The sequence below is a fragment of the Aeromonas sp. R6-1 genome (genome assembly GCF_040908165.1).
Taxonomy (GTDB): Bacteria; Pseudomonadota; Gammaproteobacteria; order Enterobacterales; family Aeromonadaceae; genus Aeromonas; species Aeromonas caviae.
In genome coordinates, this window is the sequence record NZ_JBFODF010000053.1 from 152,101 (window position 1) to 164,063 (window position 11,963).

Here is an 11,963-nt window from a genome sequence, read left to right on the forward strand (position 1 = left end):
TAAACGACTACTGGGCAGGGGCACAAGGGTCGGCATGGCCGGCGCACCCCGCCTCTGATTGAAGAGGGGGTCAGCATACTGCAAAGCGGGATTTTCTGTCATTGATATGACCCCGCATTTTCCCGCTTTGCGCTCTTCCCTTATCCCAGCACCAGATTGCGCAGCCAGCGCCGCTGGCGAATGCGGCGCTGCACCAGCAGCACCTTGGAGAGCTCCTCCAGCAGGACCACGGCCACCACCCAGGAGAGGGGCCAGCCCAGCAGGCTGACCGCCACCCAGGCCAGCGGCAGGCCGATGCACCACATGCCGACGATGTCGATGAAGATGCTGTAGTTGACGTCCCCCCCCGAGCGCAGCACCCCGACGATTCCTACCATGTTGAACACCTTGAGCAGCATGCCCAGACACATGATGGCGAGCACCTGGCCGGCCTCAGTCATCAGCTCGCCCGGCAGGTTGCCGACCCATTGCAGCAGGCTGCCCTGCATCAGCCAGACGGCGGTCCCCACCAGCAGGGCGCCGACGGGTGCCAGCAGCAGGAAGAGCTGGGAGTGCTGCCAGGCCTCGTCATACTCCTCGGCCCCGAGCCGGTGGCCGAGCAGGGTGGAGCAGGCCACCGCCAGCCCGAAGAAGAGGGAGATGAGGATGCTCTCCAGCGTGCCGAGGGTGGTCATGATGGCCAGGGCGTCGGTGCCGAGGTGCGCGTAGAGGAAGCCGTAGAGCAGCATGCCGAAGGCCCAGAGCCCGTCGTGCAGCAACAGCGGCAGGGCGATCAGGGTGAAGCGCACCACCTCCTTGCGCCTGAAGGCGGCGAGCCAGTCTTGCTTGCGCGGGATGAGACGGGGCTCGGCACGCCACACATAGGCAAGCAGCAGCGCGGTCTGCAGCAGGCGCGAAAGGGTAGTGCCCCAGGCGGAACCGGCTACTCCCATGGCCTCGGCGCCGAAATGGCCGAAGATGAGGGCATAGTTGAGGATGACGTTGGCGATGATGGCGATGATGCCGATGCGGGTCGGCGCCGCGGCATTGCCCACCGAGCGCAGGGCCGACTCCAGGGGCACCACCACGGCGGTGCAGAGGATGGTGGCGCCGGTGATCATCAGGAACTCGTCGGCCAGCGCGCGCAGCGCGGGCTCCTGGCTGGCAAACCCGAGCACGCTGCCCGGTGAGAGCACATAGACGAGGGCAAAGGGCAGGCTCACCGCCAGGGCGCCCACCAGGGCCAGGGCCAGGGAGCGTCGCACCCCGGCCATCTCGCCACGGCCGAAATATTGTGCTGCCAACACTGAGACCCCGCCCGAGAGCCCCGCTATCACCAGCAGATTGAAGAAGAAGACCCGGTTGCCCAAGCCGACCGCCGCCACAGCCGTGGTGCCGAGCTGGCTCACCATCATGATGTCGATGAGGCCGAGCAGGGAGAACATCATGGATTGCAGCGAAACCGGCAGGGCCAGTCGCCACAGTCGCGTCATGAACTCGCGATCGGTGGTTTGTTTTAAAATCGCTTGCCAATAATTCATTTATGTTAACCGGGTTGGTAAAAATCAGGGTTTGTCGTGGGTATGATAGGGGTGATATCGGGAGGCTTCACTGTGAGCCCCTCTCGGCTTTCTTGTGCAAAACTATCCTGTTGAGGTGCTATGCCATTTATCAGCGAGTGTCTGGAAATCGCCCCGGCCTGCGAAGAGCGGATGCTGGGACGCGAAGGGCTGCCCCTGCTTGGGGAGGCGGGCGTCTTCCTGACCGGCCTCTCGACGATACGGGAGCACTACCTTATCCGCCGCAACCGACCGGAGTTTCACATCCTGATGGTGAGCCATGACGAGGGGGGCGCCCTGCTCACCGATGGCGGGGAGCAGCCCATCCCGGCGGGAGCCCTGGTCTTTCTCCCGGCCGCCGTGCCGGGGGGCCTCAGGCTGGTGGGGGAAGCCTGGCATACCAGCTGGATCCTGCTGGACGACGTGCCGCGCTGGCAGCATCTGCACCGGCTTGGCCATCGCATCTGGCAGGGGGAGGAGGGGGAGCAGCTCTACCATCTGCTCAGCCTGATGCAGGGGGAGGGAATACGTTCGCCACTCCAGCCCCAGCTGCTGAGCCTGCTGCTGGCGCTCTTGGAGCGGACCCTGCAGGGGGAGGTGCGCGGCACGCCGGAGCTGCGGCTTCAGGCGCTGTTTCGGCGGGTGGAGGCACGTCTGGACGAGCCCTGGAGCGTGGCCCAGCTGGCCGACCAGATGGCCTGCTCGGTGCCCCATCTGCACCGGCTCTGCCAGCAGGTGTTCGGCATGGGCCCCATGGCCTGGCTCACCGGGCTTCGCATGAACAAGGCGCGCCAGTTGCTGCTCTACACCAACTGGCCGCTGGCCGAGCTGGCGGCCCGGGTCGGATACAGCGACGGCGCCAACTTTGCCAACCGTTTTCGCCGCCTGACGGGTCAGACTCCGGGGGCCTTTCGTCGACTGGGTCGCAAACCTTTCGCAAGGGAGGTGCAAACCCTTTGAAATTGTTGGCTCAAGCCCATAGGATCGACGGGCCACACAGTCAAGGTACAGATCCATGTTTGAAGATAATAATCAGAAACGTCCCCTCTACATTCCCTACGCAGGTCCAGCCCTGCTGGAGACGCCGTTGCTCAACAAGGGCAGCGCCTTCACCAGCGAAGAACGCAGCAGCTTCAATCTGGAGGGTCTGCTGCCCCAGAACATCGAAACCATCGAAGAGCAGGCAGAGCGTGCCTATCGCCAGTTCATGGCGTTTGGCAACGACATGGACAAGCACATCTATTTGCGCAACATCCAGGATACCAACGAAACGCTCTTCTACCGCCTGCTGAACAACCACCTCACCGAAATGCTGCCGGTCATCTACACCCCGACGGTCGGCAAGGCGTGCGAGGAGTTCTCCAACATCTATCGTCGTGCCCGTGGCCTCTTCATCTCCTATCCGGACAAGGACAGGATCGATGACATGCTGCAAAACGCCACCAAGCAGAACGTCAAGGTGATCGTGGTCACCGATGGCGAACGCATCCTGGGCCTCGGGGATCAGGGCATCGGCGGCATGGGCATTCCCATCGGCAAGCTCTCCCTCTACACCGCCTGTGGCGGCATCTCCCCGGCCTACTGCCTGCCGGTGGTGCTGGATGTGGGCACCAACAACCAGCAGTTGCTGAACGACCCCTTCTACATGGGGTGGCGCCATCCGCGCATCTCCGGCGAAGAGTACGACGAGTTCGTCGATGCCTTCATCCAGGCGGTCAAGCGCCGCTGGCCGGACATCCTGCTGCAGTTCGAGGATTTCGCCCAGGGCAATGCCACCCCGCTGCTCAACCGCTACAAGGATGAGCTGTGCTGCTTCAACGATGACATTCAGGGGACCGCCGCGGTGACCCTGGGCAGCCTCATCGCCGCCTGCAAGGCCTCCGGTGCCAAGCTCTCCGAGAAGCGGGTCGCCTTCCTCGGGGCGGGCAGTGCCGGGTGCGGCATCGCCGAGCAGATCGTGGCGCAGATGAAGGCCGAAGGGCTGACCGATGCCGAGGCGCGGGGCCGGGTCTTCATGGTGGACCGATTCGGTCTCATCACCGACAAGATCCCCAACCAGCTCGACTTCCAGCGCAAGCTCTCCCAGCCGGTCGAGCGGATCAAGGAGTGGCCGGTGGGGGACAACATCTCCCTGCTGGAGGTGATGGAGCACGGTCGCCCGGACATCCTGATCGGGGTCTCCGGCCAGCCGGGTCTGTTTACCGAAGAGGTGGTCAAGACCATGCACAAGCACTGTGCCCGTCCCATCATCTTCCCGCTCTCCAACCCCACTTCCCGGGTGGAAGCCACCCCGGCGGATCTCATTCGCTGGACCGACGGCCAGGTGCTGGTCGCCACCGGCAGCCCGTTCGCACCGGTGGAGTACAAGGGCAAGCGCTACGTCATCGCCCAGTGCAACAACTCCTTCATCTTCCCGGGGATCGGCCTTGGGGTGATCGCCTCCGGTGCCAACCGGGTGACCGATGCCATGCTGATGTCGGCCAGCCGTGCCCTGGCGGATTGTTCACCCCTGGTGAAGGGGGAAGAGGGCTCCTTGCTGCCGGATCTGGCGGACATCCATCAGGTCTCCCGCTACATCGCCAAGATGGTGGCCAAGACCGCCATGTTGCAGGGCAAGGCGGTGCAGACCCCCGATGATGTGATCGATCAGGCCATCGAGGCGAACTTCTGGCGCCCCGAGTACCGCCGCTATCGTCGTACTTCCTTCTGAGCCCAAGGGGACAGACATGCAGAAGGGATGCCTCGGCATCCCTTTTTTGTGCACGGCTGTGAAGGAAGAGGAGGTTATTGTGCCGGTTGCTCGGCGGGGGCGGGCTCGGCAGGATTGCTGACGCCGGTGACCCGGATTTCGACCCGGCGATCCGGGGCCAGGCAGTCGATGAGGGCGGCCCTGGCCTTGATGGCATCACACTGGGTGCCGGTGACCGGGTTGCTCTCGCCGTTGCCCTGGATGCTCACCTTGTCGGCGGGCAGCCCCTTGCCAATCAGGAAGTTGGCGACCGTGCTTGCACGGGCCTCCGACAGTGCCTGGTTGTTGGCATCCGAGCCGATGCGGTCGGTGTAGCCCATCACCACGGCGCTGCCATCCTTGGGTTTGACGTCGACGATCTGCTGGTAGAGGGCGTCGAGTGCCTGCATCCCCTCCGGTTTGAGCTCCGCCTTGCCAAAGGCAAACAGCACATCCGAACTCAGGTTGAAGGTCTGATCCACCGGCTCGGGAGCCGGGGGCGGCGGTGCCACGACCAGAGGCGCGGCCACCGGCACTGCGGCGACGGTGCGATTGGGGTGAAGCACCAGCTCGATGGTGGCGGTACTGATGTCGCTGACCCAGCGTTTGGTGCCGCTGCCCACCTTGTCGTTGTCAGGATCGTCCCCGACTCGCACCATGTAGCGGTAGCGGGTCTGGATGTCTAACCAGTCGCTCAGTCTGGCGGTCAGGCCCAGACCCGCCAGGGGAGCCAGATTGTCATCCCCCCCGTTGACGGAGTCGACGTGATAGAGATAACCGCCCCCTTCGGCAAAGACAGAGAAGATGTCCCCCAGGGGCAAACGGCCAATGACCGACAGGGTGGCCCCCTTGCTGTTGAAGTCCTGGCCGGCGATATCCCAGTCACCGGTGGAGAGGTAACCGAGCTCTGCCCCCAGATTCTCGTTGTAGTTGTAGCCGACAAAGGCGTTGATGGCGGTCGCGTCCTTGCCGACACCCTGGCTGAAATCATCGATGTCATGGGCAAAGGCCCAGCCACCCCCAGCCCCCACATACCAGTCGTGAACAGGTGCCGCCTGGGCGGCACTCGTCGCCAATGCCAATGCAATCCACACAGGTTTCAGTCTTATGTTCATCGCGTATCCTCGTCGATGTTGGGTGTTATAGGGCTCCCAGCCCTTTGCTATGTATAGCCAACATTATGTATAGGCGATGTGAGCGCATTAACCATTTAAGTGACGCATCTGTATGGAAAATCGGTGAGACAGGCAGGTGGGCTGCCCGCGCTGGCGGTGCCGTCCGGGCATTAAAAAAGGGGCCGGAATGGCCCCTTTTTGCAACAGGTGGTTGTCCCCTTATTGCTGCACTTCCTGTACGCCGGTGACGCGCACTTCGACGCGGCGATCCGGTGCCAGGCAGGCGATCAGCTGAGCCTTGGCCTTGATGCCGTCACACTGGGTACCGGTGACCGGGTTGGCTTCACCACGACCTTCGATGGATACCTTGCCAGCCGGCAGACCCTTGCCAACCAGGAAGTCGGCCACGGTGCGGGCACGGGCTTCAGACAGCTTCAGGTTGTAGGCATCGGAGCCGATGCGGTCGGTGTAACCCACCACCACGGCGCTGCCATCTTTCGGCTGGACGTCGACGATCTGCTGATACAGGGTGTTGAGCGCAGCAGCCCCTTCCGGCTTCAGGGTGGATTTGCCAAAGGCAAACAGCACGTCCGAGCTCAGGGAGAAGTTCTTGTCGACCATGACGGGCTCGGGAACCGGCTCGGGAGCCGGTGCCGGGGCCGGTGCCACATAGGTGGTGCGGTTCGGGTGCATCACCAGTTCCAGGGTGGCGACGCTCATGTCGGTTTTCCAGGTTTTCTGATCGTCACCCAGATCCCACATGTAGCGGTAGCGGGCCTGCAGGTCGATAAGGTCGGAGAGCTTGGCAGTCAGACCCAGACCCGCCAGCGGCGAGGTGCCGTTGTCGCTCTGGCCGTTGCCGTTGACGTGGTTGAAGTAGGCACCCCCTTCGGCGAAGACGGAGAAGATGTCATTCATGGGCAGGCGTGCGATACCGGACAGGGTGGCACCCTGGGTTTTGAAGTCGACGCCATCGACGCCAGCTTTGCCGGCATAGAGATAGCCGAGCTCGGCGGCAAAGTTCTCGGTGAAGTTGTAACCGCCGAACAGGGAGAGCGCGGTGGCGTCCTTGTCTGCATCCTGGCCGAAGGTATCCAGGTCGTGGCCATAGGCCCAACCTGCACCCATACCCGTGTACCAGTCGTCGGCCGCCTGAGCGGTGGTGGTTCCCATGGCTGCAATGGCCAGAGCAATCAGGGTTGGTGCCATTTTCATTTTCATCGTTTTATCCTCGTTGAGTTGCCGTGCTATGGGCGTACTGCGCACTCTTTGTTATACCGGTCGCAGATGACACTTCATGTGCGACACCGTGAGCGGATCACGGACGGCTTGAATAAAAAATGGATGGAAACCTGGATTCTCATGAAGCTGTTTCTCCATGGACAACTAACCGGGCACTGAGCACTTTTAATAGTTCATCCAATGTCTTACAAGCGTTGCTACTGTATTCTTTTGAATCAGCGTGATCAAGTTTCTGCACAGATATGCAGCGCCGACACCGGTGTCGCGGGGCCGCAATACGGGGGTAAAGGGGAGAAAGGTGAGACAGAGAGTGTCGCTGGGGGGAGGAGAGAGACAGCAAAAGGGGATGCCGTGGCATCCCCTTTTTTACGTTGCCTGAGCGAAGTCAGATTACTTTTGAACTTCTTGTACGCCGGATACACGAACTTCTACGCGACGGTCCGGAGCCAGGCAGGAGATCAGCTGAGCCTTGGCCTTGACGCCGTCACACTTGGTGCCGGTGACCGGGTTGGCTTCGCCGCGACCTTCGATGGCAACCTTGCTGGCAGCCATACCCTTGCTGACCAGGAAGTTGGCAACGGTGCGGGCACGAGCTTCAGACAGCTTCTGGTTGTAAGCGTCGGAACCGATACGGTCGGTGTAACCAACAACAACGGCGTTGCCGTCTTTCGGCTGGAACTCAACGATTTGCTGGTACAGAGCGTTCAGGGCTTGCACGCCTTCGGCCTTCAGGCTGTCTTTGCCAAAGGCGAACAGCACGTCGGAGTTCAGGGCGAAGTTCTTCTCAACGATTTGCGGAGCCGGGGCCGGTGCTTCTTCAACAACCGGGGCCGGAGCAGGCGCTACGTAGGAAGTACGGAACGGGTGGTAAACGGCTTCCAGGGTCGCAACGCTCTGGTTGGACTTGTAGCGTACGTTGTCGGCGTGCAGGTCAGCCACGTCCCACATGTAGCGGTAGCGAGCTTGCAGATCCAGCGCGTCGTTGACCTTGTAGGTCACACCGGCACCGGCCAGCGGGGATACTTTGGTATCGCTGGTGCCCAGACCGTCGGTGTGGCCCCAGTAGGCGCCAGCTTCACCGAACAGGGAGAAATCGTTGCCCAGCGGCAGACGAGCGATACCGGACAGGGTGGCACCCTGGCTCTCGTAACGGTTGCCGTCGGTGTTGCCACGGCCGGTGTACTGGTAGCCCAGCTCGGAACCGAAGTATTCGTTGAAGTTGTAACCAACGAAGGCATTGGCAGCAGCCGCATCTTCTTCGCCAACGTTCACGCCTTCGATCTTGTTCAGACCGTTGAAGTGAGTTGCACCAACACCGGCGCCGAAGTAGATGTCGTCAGCGGCGTGAGCTGCAGTTGCACCCATGGTGGCCATAGCGATGGCGATCAGGGAAGGAGCCATTTTCATCATAAAATAATCCTCGTTGAGATGGCACGTTGTTCACGTGCTTCGCACTTTGTAATTTATGTAAGCTGCTGGCTCTGTCGACCAACGACGTTGGTGCGAACAGGGATCCTAGATCCATCCAGGAGGCACGTATCTGGGTGCACAAGTGTGCGGGTTGCACTGTCGACAATGCATACTCCGCCACGAACAGCCGACGTCATTCCGATGACGTGGCGCACTTTATGCCCATTTCAAAACATGATCAAGCTCACAGATAAGGGATGGGGCAAATTGTGTCGTAGGGATAACTGGCTGTTTCTTGGGATTTATTAGTGATCCAAGTAGGCGCGATGCAGTTTCTTCTCAAGCTTCATATAAGCCTCAGCCCAAGCGTGCCGCGGGGTGGCGTCACCCGCCCTGACCGAGAGGACAGCAAGATAGTCCGCCTCAGTTGCTTCGCACTGCAAGGGTGTGAAACTGAGCAAGAAGTGACGGGCGAGGTAGGGATCGAGAGGCCAGATGTTGAGGATGGCCCGCGCCACGGGCTGGACGGCAGTGGAGCAGATGAAGTGCCGATGACCTGCTTCCAGCCATTGGGCCATCTCGGCGAGGCTTTCTTCCGGCACGATGCCGCCATCGCCTTTCTCCCTGGCCAGCGTCATCGTGTGACCATTACCCAGTGCCAGGGTGCCGTTTTCTGCCACGACGCCGTCGTGGCTGCGCAGGGGAAGCGTCGCCTGGCCTTCAAGATAGAGGCTGCAGCTGTCCGGGAGGGCCGCCAGCACGGTGGCGGCGTCCCCCTGCATGGCCATGGGCAGCCAGAACGCTTCGGCCCGGGTCTGCAGACCCTGGGCGAGCTGACGGGGGAGGGAGTCCGGGTCGGAATGAAGACGGGAAATGATGCCGGGAAATGCCATGTTGATGACTCTCTTGGAAATAACCGGCGAATTATACGAGGGATGGCCGGGCAACAAGAAAGGTTTCTTTTCGAGACTGTTTACCTGAGGCGACGCAGCGATTACCATCCCCGAGGTTTGTGAAGGGTTGTCGTCGAAAGACGCTGATTATAGATAGAGGCTCGACCATAACGAGTCCGTTCAAAACTGATACACTTGACTACGAGTCGTCGCGAAAAATAAAGGTGGAGTCAATCCGCCGAACGGAGTATGGAACACATGAATTCAAATATCGTAACTGTTGGCAAGAAGATCCGTCAGATCCGCGAAGCGGTAGGCCTGAGCCGTCCCAAGTTTGCCGATCTGCTGGGCGTCCCCCCAACCACCCTGAAGAACTATGAACTGGGTTACCGTGAAGTCGGAGGCGCCTTCCTGGTTGCACTGGCCCACCACCCCGATCTGCACAAGTTCACCCTCTGGCTGCTGGCTGACAAGAAAGTCGCCGAAATCGGCCAGATCGGTCCGGACGATATTGCCAAGGCTTGATTCAGTTCAACCTTGATAAAAATGCCGCCCTCGAGGCGGCATTTTTTATTTGTCAAAATGGATGATTATTTAATTAAATAATGGGTTGTGTGCGGTCAACGGCGATTTTCACTAAATCATCTTGTCGGGCTGGATTAATCCACGGAACACTCCGACCCTTTTAATTCAGGCGGTGATCCACACAGCGAGACAACGATGAGCCAATCCATTACCAAAGCCAGAGATGGGTTTACCAGCACCTTTGGCGTGCTGGCCGCGACCCTGGGGTCTGCCGTCGGGCTCGGCAATATCTGGAAGTTTCCCTATCTGACCGGTGAGAACGGTGGCGCCGGTTTTCTGCTGGTCTATGTCGTCGCCACCCTGCTGGTGGGATTGCCGGTGATGATCTCCGAGATCATGCTGGGGCGCGAGGCCAGGACGGATGCGGTCAGCGGGCTCATCAAGCTGGCTCCGAAGGGGCAACCCTGGTGGCTGATCGCCGCCATGGGGGTGAGCGCGGCCTTCCTCATCATGTCGTTCTACTCCGAGGTGGCGGCCTGGGTGTTTGCCTACATCTTCAAGGCGGCCAGCGGCGAGATCCTCTCCACCGATCCCGCCGTCACGGGTGCTGCCTTCAATTCACTCATCACGGATCCCTTGCAGAGTCTGCTCTGGCAGTGGCTGGTGCTGGCCCTGATGGGGGGGATCTTGCTAATGGGGGTCTCCAGGGGGATCGAAGCGGTCACCAAGCGGTTGATGCCACTGCTCTTCATCCTGCTGCTGGTGATAGGCGTGCGCAGCCTGACTCTGCCCGGAGCGAGCGAAGGACTGCATTTCCTGTTCTCGCCGGATTTCTCCAAGGTGACCGCAGGCGTCGTGCTGACGGCCATGGGGCTGGCGTTCTTCAAGCTCTCCATCGGGATGGGCTGCATGATGACCTATGGCAGCTACTTTCGGGACGATCAGCACATCCCTCTCACCACGGTACGGGTGATGTGCGCGGATCTCTTCGTCTCCATGCTGGCGGGGATCGCCATCTTCCCGGCGGTGTTTGCCTTTGGCTTCGAGCCGAGCGCAGGCCCCTCCCTGCTGTTCATCACCATACCCGCGGTGTTTGCCAGCATCCCGTTTGGACACCTCTTCATGGTGCTCTTTTTCGTGCTCTCCGCCATCGCAGCCACCGGGGCCATGCTCTCCATCCTGGAGGTGCCGGTCTCGGTGCTCTCCGAGCGCTTTCACATGAGCCGCACAAGGGCGACCCTGATCAACCTGCTGGTGCTGGGGGCGGTCGGCTCGACCTGTGCGCTCTCGAGCAGCACGCTGGCGGATGTGCAGGTTGGCGGGAAAACCTTCTTCGATCTGTTCGACTTCGTCTCTTCCAACGTGCTGATGCCCCTTGGCGGCATCTTCCTCTGCCTCTTTGTGGGCTGGGTATGGGGATTCGAGCGGATGACGACGGCGCTGACCAATGGAGGCAAGCTGGCGCTGCCCATCCTCAGCCCCCTGTTTTTCATCATCCGCTATGTGTCGCCGCTGCTGATCCTGGTAGTGATGCTCAAGGGGCTGGGGCTGTTCTGAGCCGCGTAACCCGAAACAAAAAAGCGCCTATTGGCGCTCTTTTTGTCTTTTACCCCGATATGCCTTCATATCAGGCAGAGTCGTGACAGCTCCTCCTTGAGCTGCTCCAGGTTGCGCTCGACACAGGCTTCCCCCTCGTTGATGGCGTCGCTCGCGCGGTGGAAATCCATGATGGAGAGGTTGCCAAGGCGCGGGCAGAGCTGGATCTCGGGGGGATCCCCGGCCATCCGGGCACGGGTGATGCGCTCCTGCATGATGTTGATGGAGCCCGTCATCACCCCCCACATGCCGGGGGTACTGGGTTCGCGCTCGCCCCGGTTCAACCACTGGCTGAGCAGCCCCCCCTGCACGGGCTCGTCCGGTTCGTCGGTCCAGGGCTGGTGCATGTCGGTGTTGAGGTTGACGGCGATCACCACCTCGGCTCCCATGGCGCGGGCCAGGGAGATGGGGACCGGGTTGACCACGGCCCCGTCCACCAGCCAGCGATCCTCCACCCGGGTCGGGGTGAGTAGGCCGGGCATACCGCAGGAGGCGCGCACACACTGGCGAAGCGGCCCTTCCTGCAACCAGATCTCGCGACCGGTATCGAGTTCGGTGGCGACGCAGGCAAAGGGCAGCGGCAGGCTTTCGATGGCGGGATCCCCCAGATGGCCGGCGGCGATGCCAAACACCTTGTCACCGCGAAACAGGCCGCCGGAGAGGGCAGGATCGAGCAGTCCCATCACCTGCAGGCGGCTGAAGCCGCGCACCCAGCTCTCCAGCTTGTCCAGTTCACCTGCGGCATAGGCGGCGCCGACAAAGCTGCCGATGGAGCAGCCAGCCACCAGATCCGGCTTGACGCCCAGTCGCTCCAGGGCACGGATGATGCCGATGTGGGCCCATCCTCGGGCCGCACCGCTACCCAGGGCCAATCCCAGACGGGGTTTTCGTGACACAGTTGCGTCTCCTGACATGA

General features: G+C 61.3%; 10 protein-coding genes. 4 read left to right on the top strand and 6 right to left on the bottom strand.

Going from position 1 to position 11,963, the window contains the following annotated elements; genetic code table 11:
* Nucleotides 1-140: 140 nt before the first annotated feature.
* Entirely contained in the window at nucleotides 141-1,520 is a 1,380-nt protein-coding gene (locus AB5Y68_RS17670) for an MATE family efflux transporter (RefSeq protein WP_039039299.1), read from the bottom strand.
* A 120-nt stretch (nucleotides 1,521-1,640) separates the two neighbouring features.
* On the opposite strand from AB5Y68_RS17670, the gene AB5Y68_RS17675 reads away from it, so the two are divergent.
* Together AB5Y68_RS17675 and AB5Y68_RS17680 are read left to right on the top strand one after the other, a co-directional pair.
* Nucleotides 1,641-2,498: an AraC family transcriptional regulator gene (locus tag AB5Y68_RS17675; RefSeq protein ID WP_039039300.1), complete on the top strand. Its 858-nt coding sequence runs from the start codon at nucleotides 1,641-1,643 to the stop codon at nucleotides 2,496-2,498.
* 55 nt (nucleotides 2,499-2,553) lie between these two features.
* Nucleotides 2,554-4,248, top strand: coding sequence for an NAD-dependent malic enzyme (locus AB5Y68_RS17680; protein ID WP_039039301.1), 1,695 nt, complete (start codon nucleotides 2,554-2,556; stop codon nucleotides 4,246-4,248).
* A 74-nt stretch (nucleotides 4,249-4,322) separates the two neighbouring features.
* On the opposite strand, the gene AB5Y68_RS17685 is transcribed toward AB5Y68_RS17680, so the two are convergent.
* The 4 genes from AB5Y68_RS17685 to AB5Y68_RS17700 form a co-directional block, all read right to left on the bottom strand.
* Nucleotides 4,323-5,381, bottom strand: a complete 1,059-nt coding sequence (locus tag AB5Y68_RS17685; RefSeq protein WP_039039302.1) for an OmpA family protein — start codon at nucleotides 5,379-5,381, stop codon at nucleotides 4,323-4,325.
* A 219-nt stretch (nucleotides 5,382-5,600) separates the two neighbouring features.
* Entirely contained in the window at nucleotides 5,601-6,602 is a 1,002-nt protein-coding gene (gene ompA, locus AB5Y68_RS17690) for a porin OmpA (RefSeq protein ID WP_039039303.1), read from the bottom strand.
* Between the two features lie 411 nt (nucleotides 6,603-7,013).
* Complete coding sequence (gene ompA, locus AB5Y68_RS17695; protein WP_010673501.1) at nucleotides 7,014-8,033, bottom strand: porin OmpA; 1,020 nt, start codon at nucleotides 8,031-8,033, stop codon at nucleotides 7,014-7,016.
* 305 nt (nucleotides 8,034-8,338) lie between these two features.
* Nucleotides 8,339-8,926 (bottom strand): hypothetical protein, encoded by a 588-nt coding sequence (locus AB5Y68_RS17700; protein ID WP_039039304.1) that lies wholly within the window; start codon nucleotides 8,924-8,926, stop codon nucleotides 8,339-8,341.
* A gap of 258 nt (nucleotides 8,927-9,184) precedes the next feature.
* Here AB5Y68_RS17700 and AB5Y68_RS17705 point away from each other — a divergent pair, with 258 nt between their 5' ends.
* Both AB5Y68_RS17705 and AB5Y68_RS17710 read left to right on the top strand, forming a co-directional pair.
* Entirely contained in the window at nucleotides 9,185-9,451 is a 267-nt protein-coding gene (locus tag AB5Y68_RS17705; protein WP_010673503.1) for a DNA-binding transcriptional regulator, read from the top strand.
* A gap of 195 nt (nucleotides 9,452-9,646) precedes the next feature.
* The gene (locus AB5Y68_RS17710) at nucleotides 9,647-11,008 is read left to right on the top strand and encodes a sodium-dependent transporter (protein WP_039039305.1); all 1,362 of its coding nucleotides are present in this window, start codon (nucleotides 9,647-9,649) and stop codon (nucleotides 11,006-11,008) included.
* A 65-nt stretch (nucleotides 11,009-11,073) separates the two neighbouring features.
* Here the strand turns inward: AB5Y68_RS17710 and rssA are convergent, their stop codons facing one another.
* A complete protein-coding gene (rssA, locus tag AB5Y68_RS17715; RefSeq protein WP_029313973.1) occupies nucleotides 11,074-11,943 on the bottom strand; it encodes a patatin-like phospholipase RssA in 870 nt (289 codons plus the stop codon).
* Nucleotides 11,944-11,963 lie beyond the last annotated feature (20 nt).

Coding starts and splice junctions, on each gene's coding strand:
- AB5Y68_RS17670 (WP_039039299.1), bottom strand. CDS start 1,520: ATGAATTATTGGCAAGCGATTTTAAAACAAACCACCGATCGCGAGTTC.
- AB5Y68_RS17675 (WP_039039300.1), top strand. CDS start 1,641: ATGCCATTTATCAGCGAGTGTCTGGAAATCGCCCCGGCCTGCGAAGAG.
- AB5Y68_RS17680 (WP_039039301.1), top strand. CDS start 2,554: ATGTTTGAAGATAATAATCAGAAACGTCCCCTCTACATTCCCTACGCA.
- AB5Y68_RS17685 (WP_039039302.1), bottom strand. CDS start 5,381: ATGAACATAAGACTGAAACCTGTGTGGATTGCATTGGCATTGGCGACG.
- ompA (WP_039039303.1), bottom strand. CDS start 6,602: ATGAAAATGAAAATGGCACCAACCCTGATTGCTCTGGCCATTGCAGCC.
- ompA (WP_010673501.1), bottom strand. CDS start 8,033: ATGATGAAAATGGCTCCTTCCCTGATCGCCATCGCTATGGCCACCATG.
- AB5Y68_RS17700 (WP_039039304.1), bottom strand. CDS start 8,926: ATGGCATTTCCCGGCATCATTTCCCGTCTTCATTCCGACCCGGACTCC.
- AB5Y68_RS17705 (WP_010673503.1), top strand. CDS start 9,185: ATGAATTCAAATATCGTAACTGTTGGCAAGAAGATCCGTCAGATCCGC.
- AB5Y68_RS17710 (WP_039039305.1), top strand. CDS start 9,647: ATGAGCCAATCCATTACCAAAGCCAGAGATGGGTTTACCAGCACCTTT.